The sequence below is a fragment of the Nitrospira sp. Nam74 genome, assembly GCF_965152615.1.
The window spans coordinates 4,173,807-4,192,699 of record NZ_OZ224220.1; the positions used below are offsets into that span (position 1 = coordinate 4,173,807).

Genomic DNA, 18,893 nt, shown 5'->3' on the forward strand with positions numbered 1-18,893 from the left:
TCAGCGCTCCTTCTTCCGTTCGGCAATCAATTCGGCATACAACGATGCAATCCGTTGATCATCAACGTCCACGATCCCGGCTTCCGTCACAACCTTGGCCGTCGGGTAAATCCCCCGGATGAGATCAGGTCCTCCGGTACCGACATCCTCTTCCGCCGCATTGTATAGGGACAGCAGCGCGAGTTTCAGCGATTCATCCTCCGATAAACTCTTCCGGTAATGCTCGCGCATGGTGTTGCGAGCATCCTTGCCACCTGACCCGATTGCATGATACTCGGATTCTTCATATCGGCCGCCGGTAATATCGTATTTGAAGATCCGCCCCTCATTCCGCCGGAGATCGTACCCGACATAAATCGGAATTACGATCAGCCCGTGAAAGACCATGGGCAAATTCGCCTTGACCATCTGACCCAGTTTATTGGCCTTCCCCTCATAGGATAACTGGACGCCTTCCAGTTTTTCGTAATGCTCTAACTCCGTCTGAAACAACTTGACCATCTCAATGGCAGGCCCCGCGGTGCCCGCGATGGCCATTGCAGAATATCCGTCGATTTTAAACACCTTTTCCATTTGGCGTCCGGCAATCTGAAATCCCTCCGTCGCGCGGCGGTCCCCGGCAATGACGACGCCATCGCTATATTTGATCGCCAGTACGGTCGTCCCATGTGTGGGTGGCGGGATATGATGCGGGCTATTCAGGTCCAAGAGAGGACTTCCGTCACTGTTCCAGTTCCGCTTGGCCGGCATAAGATCCGGACGGTGGTGCAGTAGGTAATCAAAAAAACTGGAACCATCGTGCTCAGGGAACCTATGAGATGATGACATGCTTCTCCTTAATCAACACCCTGCCGGTGGGGGAGGAATGGACACCGCAATCTGTCGAAAAGCAGAAGCCGGCTCGTGGTGGGCCACATCTATGCGGTGAGCTTGGCAAGCAATGATTCCGCCGAGTCCGATCCTTCCAAGAGCTCACGCGTCAAGGATTCGGTTCCGCGCACGGGGTCCATCAAGGGAATTTTCTTAATGGTCGTATTCCCGACATCGAAGAGGACGGAGGTCCAACTCGCCGCGTAAATCTCGCGACCAAATTTCTTTAAACACTGACCGCGGAAATACGCTCTCGTTCCTGTGGGAGGATGCTGTTCCGCTTTGGCGATGTCACTGTCCTGCAGCAAACGGTCGATAAGATTGCTACGTTCCAATGTATAATAGAGGCCCTTCTCGGGCCGCACATCGTGATACTGCAAATCCATCAGCCTGATGCGCGGATCGTTCCAGTCGCATCCTTTACGCTCCACATAGGAGTAGATCATCTGTCGTTTGGCGACCCAATCAAGATCGCGCACCAACAGCATAGGATCCTGCTCGAGCTTATCCAGAACCTCTTCCCAGCGCACCAAAATATCTTTGGTGACCTGATTCAGCTCGTGACAGGCATAGAAATCGAGTGCCGCCTTTAGATAACTTCGCTGTATCTCGATTGCGGTCGTCACTCTCCCATCGGCGAGTTTCAGACTCTTTTTCATCTCGAGATCGCGCGAGACCTCTTTAATCGCCCGGACAGGATCGTCAAGCTCAATCGTCGGAACGTCAGCCCCCGCTTCCAAGAGATCGAGCACGATTGACGTGGCCCCGAGCTTCAGATAGGTGGAAAGTTCAGCCATGTTTGCATCGCCGACAATCACATGAAAACGACGGTATTTCGACGGCTCTGCGTGCGGCTCGTCGCGCGTGTTGATGATAGGGCGTTTGACCATCGTATTGAGATCGACGAGGCATTCGAAAAAATCAGCACGCTGTGAAAGTTGGTAATTGGCCGGATGGCCTTGGTTTTCCGCACCGACCTTGCCTGAGCCGGCATAGATCTGTCGAGTCACGAAGAAGGGAATCAGCACGCGGACGATCCGATCGAAGGGAACGGACCGTTCCAGGAGATAATTCTCATGATAGCCGTAACTATTGCCCTTGCCGTCGGTGTTGTTCTTGTACAGAACAAACTTTTCCCCGCCACGTGACTGGGCCATGGCACGCAAACACTCTGCGGCGACGCGTTCACCGGCACGCTCGAAGGCGACGACCTCTCGGGCATTGGTGCACTCCGGTGTCGAGTATTCAGGATGGGCCCCGTCCACATACAGACGCCCCCCGTTGGCGAGCACCTTATTCAAGAGACGATTATAGTCGGGCCCGGGACGCTCACGTTCCCCTTCCGCTTCAAAGCCACGAATATCCAGCAGTGGGTTCTCATGCTCATAGTCCCAAAGGGCCTGAGGCGAGGGCAATAGCGGATAATGACCGATGAGTTGAATGGAATTGGAAACCGGATCGATGGACTCGGCATCCCGGGTAGCGATGCCAAACTCCGTTTCCGTCCCCAGTACTCGTTGCGAAATCACTGATCCTCCCGCTGCCGGACCGTATGGTTAGAAATAATGGCCGGTGGTAATCGTCTCGATTTGGCGGGATTCCGTCGATCCCGTCGTGATCGTTCGGACATGAATAATCTTCTCGCCCTTTTTGCCGGCGATTTTCGCCCAATCATCGGGATTGGTCGTGTTAGGAAGATCTTCATGCTCCTTGAATTCCTCTCGAACCGCCCGCACCAGATCCTCGCTACGAAGCCCCTTGCCTTCGTTGGCAATGGCGCGCTTGATCGCATACTTTTTGGCGCGAGAGACAATGCCCTCAATGAGTGCGCCGCTGGCAAAATCCTTAAAATACAAAATCTCCTTTTCACCGTTGGCGTAGGTCACCTCGAGGAATTTATTCTCTTCCGATGTGGCATACATTCCTTCCACGGTCGACTGAATGAAGCGATCCACCATGGCACGGCGATCGCCGGTATGGCGCGTCAACTCTTCATCCGCATAGGGCAATTCCACGGCGAGGTACTTTGAAAAAATTTCACGGGCGGCATTCATGTCCGGGCGGGAAATCTTGATTTTGACATCCAAGCGGCCGGCGCGCAACACAGCCGGATCGATCAAATCCTGGCGATTGCTCGCCCCAATGACGATGACGTTCCGCAATCGCTCGACGCCATCGATTTCAGAGAGAAACTGAGGGACGATCGTCGATTCGATATCCGATGAAATCCCTGTCCCTCGTGTTCGGAACAAGGCATCCATTTCATCGAAAAAGACAATGACGGGATGTCCTTCGGCCGCTCGCTCTTTTGCCTTCTTAAATACCTCTCGCACTTGCCGCTCGGATTCCCCCACGTACTTGTTCAACAGCTCCGGTCCTTTGACATGGAGGAAAAAGCTCCGCATCTCTTTGCCGGCCAGATGTCCAAGTTTCTTAGCAATGGAGTTGGCCACGGCTTTCGCAATCAGCGTCTTTCCACATCCGGGAGGACCGTATAGCAGCACGCCTTTCGGAGCGCTCAACTTGTGTTCGGCGAACAGATCGGGATAGAGGAATGGAAGCTCCACCGCATCCCGCACCTGTTCGATCTCCTTGGACAGGCCGCCAATGTGCTCGTAATCGACATCGGGAACTTCCTCGAGCACCAATTCTTCAGCCTCGGATTTCGGCAATTTCTCGACGACATAGCCTGACCGCGCGTCATACAGCAAATGATCGCCCACGCTCAGCCGCTGGGAAGCCAGCGGCTCGGCCAGTTCAGTCACCTTCTCTTCATCGAAATGCAGGGTGACCAGCGCCCGATTTCCCTCTAATAAGTCTTTCAACCGCACCACTTCGCCCTGCCCATCGAATCCTCGGCTTTCAATGACGTTGAAGGCTTCGTTGAGAATGACTTCCTGCCCCTTCCGCAACTCCTGAGGCTTAATGGAGGGATGCAGGCTGACCTTCATTTTTCGCCCGGACACGTAAATAGTGGCCGTCGAATCATCATTCATGCTTGAAAAAATGGCATAGGTATTCGGCGGGGCGGTCAATTTTTCTACTTCGGCGCGCAAGGCCTGAATCTGCGCTTTCGCTTCCTGTAACGTCGCCGTCAGTTTTTCGTTCTGCTTGTGCGCCTGGTCTAATTGAGACCTCGAGTGATACAGTTGACGCAGTTCCTCCTGCATCGTTTCAATCTGAATCTGGAGTTTTTCAACTTCTCGTGAATGCTCGTCTTTTTTTTGCACGGCTTCTACATCTCCGTCTGACAAGCGTTGAGTGATTTTCTTAACAGATTCACGGAAGGAGCTGAGCCGGCCCTGACTCCGCTTGGAATCGGCCATTGAATCTTCTCCCGATCAATGAGAGCTGATAACGCATGCTCAACGTGAGCAAATCTTATCATCGATTCTCGAAAAGGGTCAACTGCACCACAGCAATCCTTCATCAGTCTAAGCACACGAACCACGATGATTGTAGCATTACTCACTTGCCTGCAAGGCGTTGAGGAGAAGACGTGTGGCGGATTCGACATCTGTCGCCTCGAGGACGGCCGAAATGACGGCCGCGCCGCGTGCGCCTGCTTGCCGCACCTCTTGCACGCGTGGGAGAGAAATCCCGCCGATAGCAAAGATCGGGATGCGACTCTGCTGAGCGGCTTCTTCAAGTGGGTGCAGCCCGATAGGGTCTCCATACGCACGTTTCGATGGCGTGTCATACACAGGACCAAGAACGGCGAAATCCGCCCCATCAGCCTCGGCCTTCAGCACTTCAGCGACGCTATGGACCGACGTCCCGATCAGGCGGTGAGGGCCAAGGACACGACGTGCAGCCCGGATAGGCATGCTATCGGATCGAAGATGGACACCATCGGCGCCAAGAGCACGTACGAGATCGACACGATCATTAATGAAGAGGAGACCGCGATGTTGGCGCGTCAGTGCCAGGACTTCACCTCCCAGCTGAGCGAGAGACCGGATATCGAGATCCTTTTCGCGCAGCTGCACCGCTCTCACGCCGGCGGACAACGCCCGATCAAGAAGCGGAAGAAGCGGCCGCCCTGCAGTCTGATGGCGATCAGTAATCAGGTAGAGAGAAAAATCAACGCGGGACATGAAGGAAAGACATGTGGATTCTCCACTGGAGCCAAAACAGGATGCTCAAAGAGGTCATCCAACAAGGCCGCAGCTGAGGAAAAACCGGAGGCGTAGCCTCTCCGCTACGTTGAGGATTTTTCAGAGGCGAGAACGCCGTTGGGGGACCTTTTTCAGCATCCGACTACAGCATACCTTCGATTGGGCTACTCGCCGTTGCATACAACTTCCTTGCAATGCGGCCGGCCTTATACGCCAACCGTCCCGCCTCAACGGCATATTTCATAGCTTCCGCCATCATGATCGGATCTTTGGCACCCGCAATAGCTGTATTCATCAAGACTGCGTCGGCCCCATACTCCATGGCCAACGCAGCATCGGACGCCGTCCCGACACCGGCATCTACAATAATCGGAACCTTTACGGTCTCGAGAATGATTTTGAGGTTGTAGGGATTGCGGATACCGAGCCCGGATCCTATCGGCGCAGCCAGGGGCATCACGGCTGGACAGCCGATATCCACCAACTTCTTGGCCACAATTGGATCATCGTTGGTGTAGGGAAGCACAATAAATCCCTCTTTGATGAGGATCTTGGCCGCTTCAATCAAGCCCGCGGTATCCGGAAAGAGCGTTCTCTCGTCCCCGATGACTTCCAGTTTCACAAGATCAGACACGCCGGCGGCACGCGCCAATCGGGCATAGCGTACCGCGTCTTCCACGGTGTAACACCCGGCCGTATTCGGCAAAATGATGTACCTCTTCGGATCTAAGTAGTCTAAGAGGTTCTCCTTAGAATGATCGGTGATATTCACGCGGCGCACGGCCACAGTCACCACATCGGCGCCTGAGGCATCAATCGCTTTCTTCGTCTCGACAAAATCCTTGTACTTCCCCGTTCCGACCCACAGCCGAGATTTGAATTCGCGCCCGGCAATCACCAACCGGTCATTTTGTTCATTCATAGGTACACCATTCATGGCTATCCTCGGGGTTACCACTACCAATACCGGGATAGTTGGGGTTGCTCCACTGCGCGCATCGAACGAGCACAGTCTGATGTGCGGGTTCTGAGAGCACAGAGGCCTCCCTAACTATCCCTACTCCATCCACTTCCTCCGCCGATAAAACTGATAATCTCAACACGGTCGCCTTCTTGAAACATCTGTCGGTCAAAACACTGCCGGTCCACGATCTGAAGATTCACTTCAACGGCGACACGGTCAGGGCGAATCTCCAATTGATTCAGCAAGGCGGTGACTGTAGACCCTGAAGCGACTGCCCGAGACTCACCATTGACGTGGATATGAATTGATGTGCCGGGACTCACGCTTGCCAATTCTTCACTCGATTGACGGCTAAATTGAAATGGTCTTTGCTCTCAGCCGCGGCGTACGGTCATCGTATGAGACGGTTCACGCGCTTGTCAACCAGCTGTGATGGTTGAATTGGCTGGAACGGTTACGGCGTCTTCTGTAGCATAACGACGAGGAGAAGAGAAAATGAACGATAGGAATCGAACATTAGCCATCCTGTTTCAATCAATGGCGGAGCAATTGGAAGCAAGAAAAGAGAACCCCCACCGCATCCGAGCGTACCGCCGCGCCGCTGAATCGATCCTACGGCTTAATGACGATATCGCCGTCATTATCGAACGCGGGGAATTAAAGAACATTTCGGGAATCGGGAAAGACCTCGCCGCAAAAGTTCAAGAATTCCTTAAGACAGGCTCTATACAAGCGTACGAGGAACTCAAGCGACCGCTTCCGCCTGAAGTTGCAGCCTGGACCAGGTTGCCGGGATTGACCGACGCCGCAGTCCAACATCTGTACTTCCGTCTCGGGATCTCGACACTCGAAGATCTGGACACCCTGGTGCGCTCCCACTTATTGCGGACGCTGCCGGGCGTGATCGTGACGGAAGAGGAACTGCTATCAGCCATTGTCCGTTTGAAGGCTGAGGCCAAGGTTGAGGCTAGAGGCGAGGTCACACGATAACCTCTCTACTTTCCCAAACCTTCGCCTTAACATGAGCCTGCTTTTTAACTCGGCCTCAGGTCCTTGAAGATCTTCCATGTCTTCAGCAACTCGACCGCCTTTTGAAGTTGCGGATCGTCTTCGATCGAACCTTCGCCCAACGGCTCGTTCAGCGCCCCATTACTTTTTGGCGCCTGCTCATCCGGCTTCGCCGCCGGAGGTGTCTCTTTCGGCTTGGCCGATTTCACCTCAGCGTCCTTTTCTTTGTCTTTATCCTTGTCTTTATCTTTCTCTGCCGCCTTCGCAGCAACCTGTTGGGCTTTGACGACGATGTCGGGCGTGATGCCTGTCGATTGAATGGATCGTCCCTTGGGCGTGTAGTACTTAGCCGTCGTCAATCGCAGCCCGGACCCGTCCCCTAACGGGAGAATCGTCTGGACCGATCCCTTCCCGAAACTTGTGGTTCCGACGATGACCGCCCGACCCCAGTCTTGCATGGCGCCGGCGACGATTTCAGAGGCGCTGGCTGACCCTTCGTTCACTAAAATGATCATGGGATGATCGTCGAGCTGATCTTTAGCGCGTGAAAAATACTCATCCTTTTTCCCATCCCGGCCCTTGATCGAGACAATGAGCTTGCCCGGCGCGACAAACTGCTCCGACACCTCCACGGCAGCGGTCAGCAAGCCGCCGGGATTATTGCGGAGATCGAGCACCATGCCCGTGAGCTTCTGTTCTTTAAATTGCTTAAGGGCCTTGTTGAGGTCCTTCCCGCTCTGTTCCTGAAATTGCGTCAATCGGACATACGCGATGGTATTCTCGATCACCCGGGAGCGAACACTTTCGATCCGGATGGTATCGCGAATCAGCGTGAATTGCAGGGGATCCGGAGCTCCCTCTCGCTGGACCGTGAGATTAACCTTCGACCCTTTCGGGCCGCGCATCTTCTGAACCGCCTCCATGAGGGTGAGGTCCTTGGTTGTCTCGTCGTTGACCTTGATAATAAAGTCGCCGGACTTGATTCCCGCTTTTTGCGCCGGCGTGCCCTCGATCGGGGCGATGACGGCCAAGCGATTGTCTTTAATACCGATTTGAATCCCCACGCCGCCGAACTCTCCCTTGGTCTCGACCTGGATCTCCTTGTACATCTCGGGCGTCATGTACGCCGAGTGAGGATCGAGCGTGGACAGCATGCCACGGATGGCCCCCTGCACCAGCTCTTTGACCTTGGCATCCTCGACGTAATGTTTTTGGATTTGGGTGAGGACTTCAGAAAAGGTCTTCAGTTCCTCATAGGTCTCGGTGGCGTGGACGGTTCGCTCCCATCCCTTGCCGATGAGCACCCCCATGACCACCGCCATCACGATGATGACTGACCCGATGTACCAGGACTTGCGCGGCCGTTCGTATTCCATGACGATTGCGTCCTTTCTCAGTAATGATCCAGCTGCTCAGTATTATCTCGGCGTCTCAGATTTCAGGGGAGCCTCAAAACGGTGATTATAACACCCGCCCGGACCAGGCGCGCCAAGACACGCCCCTTCCCGAAACGAGGCTCGAGGCGAAACAAGCGCCGGAGGTGAGCCTCCGGGGTACCTCGAGGACGCTTGCGAGCCGAGACCGAAGCCCGGGAAAAGCGCGTGTCTTGGCGCGCATGAGGATGGGTGGGTGTAATGAGGCCATTTTCGGCATCTCCTAGCTACCGGCGCTTTGCGAGCCATGTGAGAGGATCCACCGGTTGAGCCCCTTGCCGCAATTCAAAATAGAGGGTGCTATCGCCGGTAAGCCCCGTATCGCCGGTTTCGCCGATCACATACCCCATTGCAACCTGCTCCCCTACCTTGACCAGCAGCTTAGAGGCGTGTGCATACAGCGAGAAAAATCCGTTGGCATGATCCAGGATGACGACCTGCCCATATCCTTTCAACCAGTCCGCGAAAACGACCACACCGGACATCACGGATCGAATGGCACTCCCTTCGTCCGTTCGGATTTCGATTCCCTTTCGCTGAACATAGGTGTTGAAGGTGGGGTGTTTCTGCCGTCCAAAAAAGGAGACGATTTCTCCATCTACGGGCCAGTGCATTCCACCTTTGAGCGGGTGCCCGCCTTTTAAATCTTTCGGGAGTTGGAATGCGGCTGTTTTGCGTCGCGCTTCCAATTCTTTTAACAATCCGTCCACGCGGGTTGCGGACCGCTCCAGTTCCGCTAAGGCATGTTCATACGCTTCCTTTTGCTGCGTGATACTGGCAAGAATCACGTTCTTCTTTCGCTTGAGGCCCTGGATCTCACCCACTTTCCTGTCCGTATGATACTTCATGACGAGCATTTCGTCCCTCGCCACCGCCCGTTGACGCTCCATATGCTGGAGTCGATCGAGGTCCTCGCGATAGCCTTCGATCAAATCATACTCTCGTTGGGAAACTGCAGACAAATATTGTAGGCGCTGTTGAAAGGCCTCATAGTTGTCCGCCGCCAGTAGGGCCCCGAGATGTCTAAACCGTCCTTCCATGTATTGAACCCGAAGGCGAGCTAAAATCGACTGACGTCGATTGGCGATGGTCCTGCGCACGTCGCCCAGGCGATCGTTGATGCGCTCGATCTCCTGGTCTTTTTCTTTCAGTTTCCGATTGATTACCGTCCGTTCCTGCCGTTTTAGGAGCAGTGTGTCATCCAAATCCTGAATCGCCTGCAAGACGGACTCTTTCTTTTTTTCTGTTTCTTGAGCGTGCTTCTTTTTATTCTCGATTTCTTGTTGAAGCTTCTCCAGCGTCCGTCGCTCCCGCTCGATTTTTTCAGCCAGGGGATCCTTCCGATCTTTTCCGGCATAAACGGGGGCGGTAATCATAAGCCCACATACGATCATGACCGCCATTGCGCGACAGGGCATCGTGGTCACGAGTGCGTCCTTTCAAAGGCCAGAAGCGAGACGAAACTGCTCACGGAACCGAGCAAAAATCCCGTCAGCACAATGAGAAGAGACACCTGCCCGGGAAAAAACGTCAATGCGACGCCGCCTCCAAGAAGAGGGCTTTGTGCTCCCAATCGGAGTTTCAAAAACTCAAAGCCTAACTTGAGGAGCGATAATGAGAGCGCTCCGCCCAGGGCGCCGAGAATCGCGCCTTCGATCAGGTAGGGAATGCGAATAAACGTGCCGGTCGCGCCGATGAGACGCATGATCTCGATCTCATGCCGTCGGGCATACAAGGTCAATCGGGTCGTACTGCCGATGATGGTTACCGAAGCCGCGGCCAGAATCGTCCCCACCGCAATTGCAATCCATTCAATATACCGGACTATACCTCCCACGCTCTCAATCCACTCTCGATTGTACTGTACTTGCGCGACGCCCGGCATCGCCTTGAGGCGTTCAGACCAGCGCTTTACCGCTTCAGAGGATCGAGATGCATGGGCCATCGTCACAAGCAACGACGCCGGAAGAGGGTTTTCGCCCAACCCCTGAAGTAAATAACTTTCTGAAGGGAACTGCTCTCGAAATTCTGCTAGGGCTTGCTCTTTCGAGACGTAGGCGACTCCCGCCACTTCTCGGTCGCCTTTGATGTGGGTCAGGAGATCGGTTAACCCCTGCGGAGAGATTCCATCAGTCACATAGACGACCACTTTAATATCATCCTGCAATGAGGTGGTCAGTCCGTGCAGGTTGAGATAAAGAAGGAGAAACACGCCAAAACACGCCATGGTGAAGGCCATGGTGGCCACGGCCACAATGGTCGTCGTCTGATTGAGACGAATAGTGGCGAGCGCTTCTTTCAGAAGATACATGGTCCGTTTCATCGGCCGGCGCCTTCATCAGAAATCATCTTACCCTGGCTCAAAGTCACAACCCGACGCTTGACCTGGTTGGCGACCTGTCGGTTATGGGTAGCAATCACGACCGTCGTCCCACGGGCATTGATGAGTTTAAAGAGGTCAATGATTTCTCCGGCGAGTTGGGAATCCATATTTCCCGTCGGTTCGTCCGCCAACAAGACCATTGGTCCATTGACGACGGCTCGGGCAATGCAAACCCGTTGCTGTTCGCCGGCCGATAGCATGGCCGGCCGACTTTCTTTTCGATGCTCCACTCCGACCGACCTTAACGCTTCCAACACTTTTCGTCGGGTCTCCTGCTGCGAGGCACCCTGTACTAAGAGCGGCATGGCCACATTGTCAAACACAGTTTTTTGGGGCAGCAAACGGAAATCCTGAAAGACGAACCCTATTGTGCGTCTCAAGTAAGGCAGTTCCGACGGTGTCAGGCGCGCAATATTCCGGGATTGAAGAAGAATCTGGCCCTCATCCGGACGGTCTGTGCCGAACAATAACTTCAGTAGTGTGGTCTTGCCGGCTCCGCTTGCCCCCATTAACAAGACAAACTCGCCCTTTTCGATCTGAAGATTGATGCCTGAGAGTGCCAGCCGCCCGCCATAATACTTTGACACGTGGAACAGCTGAATCATCACGCCTCACACTCCATACCGTCCCGTAATAGACAGTGTCCGCTGAGCGTGGGGCTCCCGACGCGCATCCATCGGACACCGGCTTCCCTCACCACTGCAACTGTTCTCCCGGCACATCGAATGCATTCTCGATATGCTCAATAGCTCCCGGGTCAGCAGATTGGCCGGCGCACAGGAGGACGTCGAACCGGCATGCTTGATTCCGCATGCCATGTTGGGCCAGATACTGCGCAGCCAGGCGGATGATGCGGGCCTGTTTCCGGATATCGACGGCATAGGGTGCCCCGCCATAGGAATCCGTCCGTCGTGCTTTTACTTCAACAAAAACCAAGACACCGTCCCGCTCGGCAACCAAATCCAATTCACCATACAGGGAACGCACATTCCGGTCTCGGATACGGTACCCTTGGCCGCGTAGATACTGTTCCGCGGCCGATTCGGCTTGCCGTCCAAATAGCTTGTGTTCCAGGCTCACCCGAACATCTCCCAGCCATCCTCCTCGGCTTCTGCAACGGGCCGAAAATTCTGACGATGGGCAGAACAGGGACCATATCGCGAGAGGAGGCGGCGATGCTCGGGCGTACCGTATCCTTTATGGGAAGCAAAATTATACCGAGGGAAACGCCGGTGATACTCGCGCATCAGACGGTCTCGGGTGACTTTGGCAAGGATGGAGGCCGCCGCAATGGAGACGGAAAAGGCGTCTCCCTTAATGATGGGTCGTTGTGGCACACCAAGAGAGGGCAGGGAGACCGCATCCAGGAGCAAAAAATCGGGGGTGACCGTCAATGCCCCCACGGCTCGACACATGGCCTGCCTGGTGGCTTGAAGAATGTTCAGGGTTTCGATTTCCCGCTCGGTAGCCATGCCAACACCCGTGGCGATGGCCTGCTTGATGATCGCCTGATATAGGCGCTCCCGAACGACTTCGCGCACCTGTTTCGAGTCGTTGAGACCAGGCAAGGCAAAGCGGCGTGGCAAAATCACGATGGCGGCCACAACAGGGCCCGCCAGGGGGCCTCGGCCGGCTTCATCCAGCCCTCCAATAAGCTGATAGCCACACCTCCGCGCTTCTATTTCAAAGAAGTCGGTGGGCTCCACAGTACCTAGGAAGATGAAGGTTGATGTTGAGGCTCAGGTTGAAGATACAGAAGACACGACAAACGAGCGAATGAAAGGCTCAACCTTAACCTCAACCTTAGCCTTCGTTATGTCGCGGCTGGAACCGGCTCGACGACAGTCTCGGCTGATTTTGCCCGCTTGCGATCCGCTGCCAGTTTGGCATCCGGCGAGTACTCGCGTTCGCTGACCTTCGCGTTCTTTCCCTTCTTGGTGCGGAGGTAGTACAGTTTCGCGCGGCGGACCTTGCCTTGACGCACCACATCGACGCGGGCAATCGTCGGTGAGTGAACCGGAAAAATGCGCTCCACCCCGACGCCATAGGACACTTTACGCACGTTGAAGGTTTCGCTGTTGCGCGCGCCCTTGCGGGCGATAACGAGACCTTCATATACCTGAATCCGCTCTTTTTCGCCTTCGACCACTTTGACGTGAACACGGACCGTATCACCGATTTCGAACACCGGCATGGTCTTCTTGGTCAACGATCGTTGGATTCGCTCTAATTGGTTCATGGATCATTCCTCCTCTAGGCACAACGCAGACGGTCTATTCGTTTTTTCCTGCACAATCTCATCCAACAATCGACGGTCCTCTTCGCTGAACAATCGATCCTGCAATAACTCCGGCCGTTTCATATAAGTACTACGGAGCGCTTCTTTTCGCCGCCATCGTCTAATGGCCTCATGATTTCCCGACAGAAGCACATCGGGCACCACCATCCCCCGCACCTCCAGAGGACGCGTATAATGCGGAAAATCCAACGTGGCATCCACGAATGAATCCCGCTGGGCAGAGTCCGGGTCGCCTAGAACGCCGGGAATCAGCCGCACGGCGGCGTCCAGCATAACAAGAGCCGGCAACTCCCCATTGGTGAGCACATAATCCCCGATGGACACTTCTTCCGCATTCAGACCTTCCCGCACGCGCTCATCAAATCCTTCATAATGTCCGCAGACAAAGACGACCCGACGCGGATCACGCTGTAATTCCTCGGCCAGCTGATGCGTGAACGGCCGCCCCTGCGGGGAGGGAATGAGAATACGCATGGACGCATGCTCACCCTCGCCGGATTTCACCCGAAGGGCATCGATGGCGCAAAACACCGGCTCGGCCTTGATGACCATCCCGGCACCTCCGCCATACGGCGTGTCGTCGACAATACGATGGCGGCCCTGCGTGTAATCACGAAGATTATGCACAGTCACTTCGAGCAGGCCTTTTTCTCGGGCACGCTTCAGCATACTCTGACCCAGCACCGGCAGAACCATGTCGGGGAAGAGTGTGATGATGTCACACCGCATGCTCATCCCCCACAATGTCTGCCCGCCGAACCGTCATCGTGCGTTGGGTCACGTCCATAGATGCGATCACCGCCTGTCGCCCGGGGACCAACCACTCACGACCCGATCCACGCACGACAAATACAGGATGGCTGCCCGTTTCCATGATTTCTTCAAGGGTACCTAATGACTGCCCGTGCTCGTCCTTCACGGCCATCCCGATCAATTGGAACTCATAATACTGGCCCTCGGGCAGCACCGGTACCCGTTCCTCTGGAATCTTCAGAAGACTGCCTCGATACAACGCCGCTTCTTCGGGTGAAGACACCGCCTCCAGGCCGATTACATAGGAGTCTAGGTCCTTGCGTACGCGACTGACAACAGTGTCGAAAGTCTTGCCGGACGGCATTTCGATCGTCACTTCCCGCAACCCTTCAAACCGTCCCGGGACGTCACTGAGCGACTTCACGCGAACATCACCCTTGATTCCGAAGGATTTGACGATCTGTCCGATAGCCACAAGCTCAGGCATCTGACCACCCCCGACCAACCGACAGCAGTCGAGCGGCAAGCGCTTATTTTTTCGTGTCGACTTTTTCCTTCGTCAGGAGGCCGGCGCGCCGGAGCACGGTGCGCACCGTCACGGAAGGCTGCGCCCCCTGGCTGAGCCAATATTCAACGCGATCAGACTTCAACTCCGCCAACGGAGGGTTCCTGAGCGCATCATAGGTACCGAGGATCTCCAGATACCGGCCGTCACGCGGCTTTCTGGAATCCGCCGCAACTACGCGATAAAAAGGCCTTTTATGTCGCCCTGCTCGTGTTAACCGCAAATGAACTGCCACGTCGTATCTCCTTCTTCCCGGTCTGTGAAAATGCCCTGCCCTTAGCGCGATTGGAGAAGTTGGGCAAGTTGTCGTCTACCGCCGCCGCCGGCGAGTGCTTTCATCATCTTTCGGGCGGTCAGAAATTGCTTGAGCAATCGATTGACCTCCGGCACGCTGGTTCCACTGCCGCGCGCGATCCGCTTCTTGCGACTGCCGTTAATAAGGGTATGATCCCGGCGTTCTCTGAGCGTCATGGAGTCAATGATGGCCGCCACACGACCGATCTCTTTCTCGGGCACGCCCCCTCCCGCCATTTCTTTCAAGCGCTGCCCACCTGGGAGCATCCCGATAATCTGATCCAGCGAACCTAAACGATTCACTTGCTTGATTTGATCACGGAAATCTTCGAGCGTCAGCGTCTTCGATATGAGCTTTTTCTTGACTTCTTCAGCTTGTTCCGTCGAGTACGCCTGCTGCGCTTTCTCGATCAGGGAGAGCACGTCGCCCATGCCGAGAATGCGGGACGCCATTCGATCGGGATGGAACACTTCCAGCGCATCGAGCTTTTCGCCGACGCCTAAAAACTTGACCGGTTTGCCGGTGGCCGCGCGAATCGAGAGCACGGCACCACCACGGGCGTCGCCTTCCACCTTCGACAGCACGATCCCGGTCAAACCCAAACGCTGATTGAATCGGTCGGCCATGGCGACCGCATCCTGACCGGTCATGGCATCAGCCACCAGCAGGACCTCATGCGGCGTCACCGACTGCTTGACCTCGACTAACTCTTCCATCAACTCTTCGTCGATATGCAAACGCCCACCGGTATCCAGTATCACGACGTCATGACCCTGCTCTTGCCCTCGAGTCACGCCCGCGACACAGGTCCGAACCACATCAGCCTTCGATGTGCCTGGCCGATCCGCCCGGTAAACCGGCACATCCAAGTCGGCGCCGAGACTGATCAACTGTTCCGTAGCGGCGGGACGCCGAGGATCTGCGGCGACTAACAGGACTCGCTTCCCTTGGCTCTTAAACAGCCGCGCCAACTTTCCGGAGGTTGTCGTTTTTCCGGAGCCTTGCAGGCCCACCATCATGATGACCGTCGGTGGGGCAGAGGCCAGGCTCAACCCTGCCTGTCCTTGGCCCATCAACTGGCACAGCTCTTCCCACACCACTTTCACGACTTGGTGACCCGGCGTGAGGCTGTGCAACACTTCCTGGCCGATGGCCCGCTGCCGCACCCGGTCCAGAAAATCCTTCACGATTTTAAAGTTCACGTCCGCTTCCAACAGCGCAAGACGAACTTCCTTCAACGCCTCGGCGATGTTGTCTTCAGTCAGCACCCCGTGCCCGCGAAGCTTCTTTAAAATCTTCTCAAACTTTTCGCTCAATGCATCCAGCAAGGAAATCTCCTAGGTACTAGAAAAAGCTGAAAAAAGAGCAGCGTGGAAGTGTAAACAACGCATCCTTGGAAGTCAAGCCAACAGACGCGATACTACTCCATCACCGTAGAGAGGCTCATCCACATCTCATATTATCGACGCTGGGCGGCCACACGAAGCGCATTGTGGTCATTTTCTTGACTTCCTATGTGTCTTTCGCTAAGGTTCGCCGCAACTTACACGCGGGCCTGCCCCGTAGGCAGGGAGAGGTACTCGTGCGCAAATCCCCATGGTTACTGTTGCTTTTTATCTTGCTCGGAGGATTGCTGGGTGGGATACTAGGTGAAATTTTACGAGTGATGGCCCCAAAAGGGACCATTCAAAATATCTTCACCACGGCGCTCACACCCGGAATCAATCCACCCGTGACACTGGACTTGATCTTGCTGAAATTGACGTTCGGGATCGTGCTGAAAATGAACTTGCTGAGCTTCCTCGGCATGTTTCTTGGTATCTATCTCTACAAGCAAGCGTAGTGCAGATGTTGAAAAAGCCCTCCAGCTTGGTTCTCGCTCGCGCAGACCCTGAAACGTACTTGATATACTACACTCAGCTCTTCGCTTCGCTGACAAGCTATTTGAACGTCTGCAAAGTCTGGAAGGTTCAGGCTTTATATCTGGACGCTCGACCTTAGCCTGGGCCTCAACTTCTTCAGGCTACACACCTACCTCGAGTTCTTTCAGCTTCAGCGCCTTGATTCGATCGCGCAACTGCGCGGCCTTTTCAAACTCCAATAGCTTGGCTGCAGCTTTCATCTCTTCTTCCAATTGCCGAATGGTTGTCTCAAGCGCCTCAGGTCGTTCATAGGCGGCCTGCGCCTCGGCTGCCACAGGAATGGTGAGATAATCCGCTTCGGCCATTTGATACTCCAATGTGCCGATGCTCTTCTGAATGCTCTCGGGTGTGATGCCATGTTTGGCATTGTAGTCGGCCTGAATCTTACGGCGTCGCGCCGTCTCCTCGATCGCCATGCGCATGGAATCCGTTATCGCATCACCGTAGAAAATGACCCGGCCCTCGACATGGCGGGCCGCACGGCCAGCCGTTTGAATCAACGAACGATGGGAGCGCAGATAGCCTTCCTTGTCGGCATCAAGAATCGCCACCAAACAGACCTCTGGAATATCCAACCCTTCGCGGAGGAGATTGATTCCGACGAGGACATCGAATACACCGAGCCGAAGATCTCTGATGATTTCTGCCCGTTCCAAGGTCTTGATATCCGAATGAAGATATCGCACTTTAATGCCGAGATCGTGATAATACTCGGTCAGATCTTCGGCCATCCGTTTGGTCAGGGTCGTGACCAGGACTCGGCCGCCGCGCTGGACCGTCGCTCGCACCTCCCCTAGCAAATGGTCGACTTGGCCTCGTGCCGGCCGCACCTCAATTTCAGGATCCATCAGGCCGGTCGGCCGAATGATCTGTTCAACGATGTGCGAGGCGCCATGTTTCAACTCATACGGTCCCGGTGTCGCCGAGACATATACGACTTGATGCATGAATTGCTTAAACTCCTCGAACCTCAGTGGACGGTTGTCAAAGGCCGACGGCAGCCGGAACCCATAATCGACCAAGGAGCGTTTGCGCGAGTGATCTCCTTCATACATGCCCTGTACTTGTGGAAGACTGGCGTGAGATTCATCGATGACCAGCAAAAAATCCTTGGTGAAATAGTCCATGAGCGTCGGCGGCGGCTCTCCCTCATGACGCCCGCTCAAATGCCGCGAATAATTTTCGATACCATGGCAGTAGCCCATCGCCCGGATCATCTCGAGATCGAACCGGGTTCGCTGTTCGATCCGTTGCGCTTCCAACAATTGGCCCTGCCGCTTGAAATGGGCGATCCGCTGGTCTAACTCGTCCTCAATCCCGTTCAGCGCACGCTCATAGCGATCGGGCGCAATCAAATAGTGTGTGTTCGGATAGATCGGCACTTTAGGCAAGCGCGCCAGGGATTTTCCCGTCAACGGATCGATCTCGTGAATCGCATCGACCGTATCCCCGAATAGTTCAATTCGAACGGAAATGGCATCGGATGAAGCCGGGAAAATCTCGACCACATCGCCCCGGGCGCGGAAAGTGCCCCGGTGAAAATCAGTATCGTTCCGCGAGTACTGAATCTCAACCAACTTCGACAAGATCAGCTCACGCCGAATCTCCATCCCTTCTTCTAGATACAGCAACATGCCGTGATAGACCTCAGGCGATCCCAAACCGTAAATGCATGAGACCGATGAGACGATCACTACATCGTTGCGCTCCAGCAGCGATCGGGTCGCGGAGTGACGCATCTGGTCAATGGCATCATTGATGGACGAATCTTTGGCGATGTACGTATCGCTTTGCGGGATATAGGCTTCCGGCTGGTAATAATCGTAGTAGCTGATGAAATATTCGACCGCATTATGCGGAAAGAACGCTTTGAATTCCTGGTACAGTTGGGCTGCTAACGTCTTATTATGGACCAGCACCAATGTCGGCTTCTGCACGCGCTCGATGAGATTCGCCATCGTAAAGGTCTTGCCCGATCCCGTGACGCCGAGCAAGACCTGATGTTGCAGCCCAGCTTGGACGCCGGCAGCGAGCTTTTCAATCGCCTGGCGCTGATCACCTTTAGGCGTAAATGGCGCTTCGAGTTTAAATGGCGGCATATCCCCTTCCGTGGCGAACGACACATGGTGATCTGTGGCGTGCTCGGCCTTGCCTCTAACCCCGTCTCCTTCGCCTTAGCTCTTACCTCTGTACTTGGCGGTTATCTTACCATAGTCATGCTTGTTGACAGGAAATAGCCAAGGGCGAGATGGTCTCTCGCTGCGTAAATGAAGACCTAAGATA

At 54.9% G+C, this 18,893-nt stretch carries 20 protein-coding genes; 2 read left to right on the forward strand and 18 right to left on the reverse strand.

Annotated features, from left to right (window positions below; translation table 11 throughout):
• The 6 genes from prcB to thiS form a co-directional block, all read right to left on the reverse strand.
• Complete coding sequence (gene prcB, locus ACWHYZ_RS19700; protein ID WP_447984367.1) at window positions 1–828, reverse strand: proteasome subunit beta; 828 nt, start codon at window positions 826–828, stop codon at window positions 1–3.
• Between the two features lie 89 nt (window positions 829–917).
• Window positions 918–2,399: a depupylase/deamidase Dop gene (gene dop / locus ACWHYZ_RS19705; RefSeq protein ID WP_447984368.1), complete on the reverse strand. Its 1,482-nt coding sequence runs from the start codon at window positions 2,397–2,399 to the stop codon at window positions 918–920.
• A 27-nt stretch (window positions 2,400–2,426) separates the two neighbouring features.
• Entirely contained in the window at window positions 2,427–4,196 is a 1,770-nt protein-coding gene (arc, locus tag ACWHYZ_RS19710) for a proteasome ATPase (protein ID WP_447984369.1), read from the reverse strand.
• A gap of 138 nt (window positions 4,197–4,334) precedes the next feature.
• A complete protein-coding gene (gene thiE / locus ACWHYZ_RS19715; RefSeq protein ID WP_447984370.1) occupies window positions 4,335–4,967 on the reverse strand; it encodes a thiamine phosphate synthase in 633 nt (210 codons plus the stop codon).
• A gap of 163 nt (window positions 4,968–5,130) precedes the next feature.
• The gene (locus ACWHYZ_RS19720) at window positions 5,131–5,910 is read right to left on the reverse strand and encodes a thiazole synthase (RefSeq protein WP_447984371.1); all 780 of its coding nucleotides are present in this window, start codon (window positions 5,908–5,910) and stop codon (window positions 5,131–5,133) included.
• 125 nt (window positions 5,911–6,035) lie between these two features.
• Window positions 6,036–6,275: a sulfur carrier protein ThiS gene (thiS, locus tag ACWHYZ_RS19725; RefSeq protein ID WP_447984372.1), complete on the reverse strand. Its 240-nt coding sequence runs from the start codon at window positions 6,273–6,275 to the stop codon at window positions 6,036–6,038.
• Window positions 6,276–6,447: 172 nt separating this feature from the next.
• Between thiS and ACWHYZ_RS19730 the strand changes: the two genes are divergently transcribed.
• Window positions 6,448–6,942 (forward strand): histidinol-phosphatase, encoded by a 495-nt coding sequence (locus tag ACWHYZ_RS19730; RefSeq protein ID WP_447984373.1) that lies wholly within the window; start codon window positions 6,448–6,450, stop codon window positions 6,940–6,942.
• Window positions 6,943–6,986: 44 nt separating this feature from the next.
• On the opposite strand, the gene ACWHYZ_RS19735 is transcribed toward ACWHYZ_RS19730, so the two are convergent.
• The 11 genes from ACWHYZ_RS19735 to ffh form a co-directional block, all read right to left on the reverse strand.
• Window positions 6,987–8,336 carry a S41 family peptidase gene (locus ACWHYZ_RS19735; protein WP_447984374.1) on the reverse strand — a complete coding sequence of 450 codons (1,350 nt, stop codon included), beginning with the start codon at window positions 8,334–8,336 and terminating at the stop codon, window positions 6,987–6,989.
• A 284-nt stretch (window positions 8,337–8,620) separates the two neighbouring features.
• The gene (locus tag ACWHYZ_RS19740; protein ID WP_447987620.1) at window positions 8,621–9,811 is read right to left on the reverse strand and encodes a murein hydrolase activator EnvC family protein; all 1,191 of its coding nucleotides are present in this window, start codon (window positions 9,809–9,811) and stop codon (window positions 8,621–8,623) included.
• A gap of 5 nt (window positions 9,812–9,816) precedes the next feature.
• On the reverse strand, window positions 9,817–10,716 hold the full coding sequence (locus tag ACWHYZ_RS19745) for a cell division protein FtsX (protein ID WP_447984375.1): 900 nt from the start codon (window positions 10,714–10,716) through the stop codon (window positions 9,817–9,819).
• Window positions 10,713–11,381: a cell division ATP-binding protein FtsE gene (gene ftsE / locus ACWHYZ_RS19750; RefSeq protein ID WP_447984376.1), complete on the reverse strand. Its 669-nt coding sequence runs from the start codon at window positions 11,379–11,381 to the stop codon at window positions 10,713–10,715. The genes ACWHYZ_RS19745 and ftsE overlap by 4 nt, the downstream gene beginning before the upstream one ends.
• Window positions 11,382–11,469: 88 nt before the next feature.
• A complete protein-coding gene (locus tag ACWHYZ_RS19755) occupies window positions 11,470–11,856 on the reverse strand; it encodes a YraN family protein (RefSeq protein ID WP_447984377.1) in 387 nt (128 codons plus the stop codon).
• A complete protein-coding gene (locus ACWHYZ_RS19760; protein ID WP_447984378.1) occupies window positions 11,853–12,482 on the reverse strand; it encodes a ribonuclease HII in 630 nt (209 codons plus the stop codon). Before ACWHYZ_RS19760 ends, ACWHYZ_RS19755 begins: the two co-directional genes overlap by 4 nt.
• Window positions 12,483–12,589: 107 nt before the next feature.
• Window positions 12,590–13,015 carry a 50S ribosomal protein L19 gene (rplS, locus tag ACWHYZ_RS19765; protein WP_447984379.1) on the reverse strand — a complete coding sequence of 142 codons (426 nt, stop codon included), beginning with the start codon at window positions 13,013–13,015 and terminating at the stop codon, window positions 12,590–12,592.
• 3 nt (window positions 13,016–13,018) lie between these two features.
• Window positions 13,019–13,804: a tRNA (guanosine(37)-N1)-methyltransferase TrmD gene (gene trmD, locus ACWHYZ_RS19770; protein ID WP_447984380.1), complete on the reverse strand. Its 786-nt coding sequence runs from the start codon at window positions 13,802–13,804 to the stop codon at window positions 13,019–13,021.
• Window positions 13,794–14,315 carry a ribosome maturation factor RimM gene (rimM, locus tag ACWHYZ_RS19775; protein ID WP_447984381.1) on the reverse strand — a complete coding sequence of 174 codons (522 nt, stop codon included), beginning with the start codon at window positions 14,313–14,315 and terminating at the stop codon, window positions 13,794–13,796. Before rimM ends, trmD begins: the two co-directional genes overlap by 11 nt.
• Window positions 14,316–14,358: 43 nt before the next feature.
• Window positions 14,359–14,628, reverse strand: a complete 270-nt coding sequence (rpsP, locus tag ACWHYZ_RS19780) for a 30S ribosomal protein S16 (protein ID WP_447984382.1) — start codon at window positions 14,626–14,628, stop codon at window positions 14,359–14,361.
• A gap of 41 nt (window positions 14,629–14,669) precedes the next feature.
• The gene (gene ffh / locus ACWHYZ_RS19785) at window positions 14,670–16,016 is read right to left on the reverse strand and encodes a signal recognition particle protein (RefSeq protein WP_447984383.1); all 1,347 of its coding nucleotides are present in this window, start codon (window positions 16,014–16,016) and stop codon (window positions 14,670–14,672) included.
• A gap of 254 nt (window positions 16,017–16,270) precedes the next feature.
• On the opposite strand from ffh, the gene ACWHYZ_RS19790 reads away from it, so the two are divergent.
• Window positions 16,271–16,531: a DUF4321 domain-containing protein gene (locus ACWHYZ_RS19790; protein ID WP_447984384.1), complete on the forward strand. Its 261-nt coding sequence runs from the start codon at window positions 16,271–16,273 to the stop codon at window positions 16,529–16,531.
• Window positions 16,532–16,711: 180 nt separating this feature from the next.
• Here the strand turns inward: ACWHYZ_RS19790 and uvrB are convergent, their stop codons facing one another.
• The gene (uvrB, locus tag ACWHYZ_RS19795) at window positions 16,712–18,709 is read right to left on the reverse strand and encodes an excinuclease ABC subunit UvrB (RefSeq protein WP_447984385.1); all 1,998 of its coding nucleotides are present in this window, start codon (window positions 18,707–18,709) and stop codon (window positions 16,712–16,714) included.
• Between the last annotated feature and the right edge of the window lie 184 nt (window positions 18,710–18,893).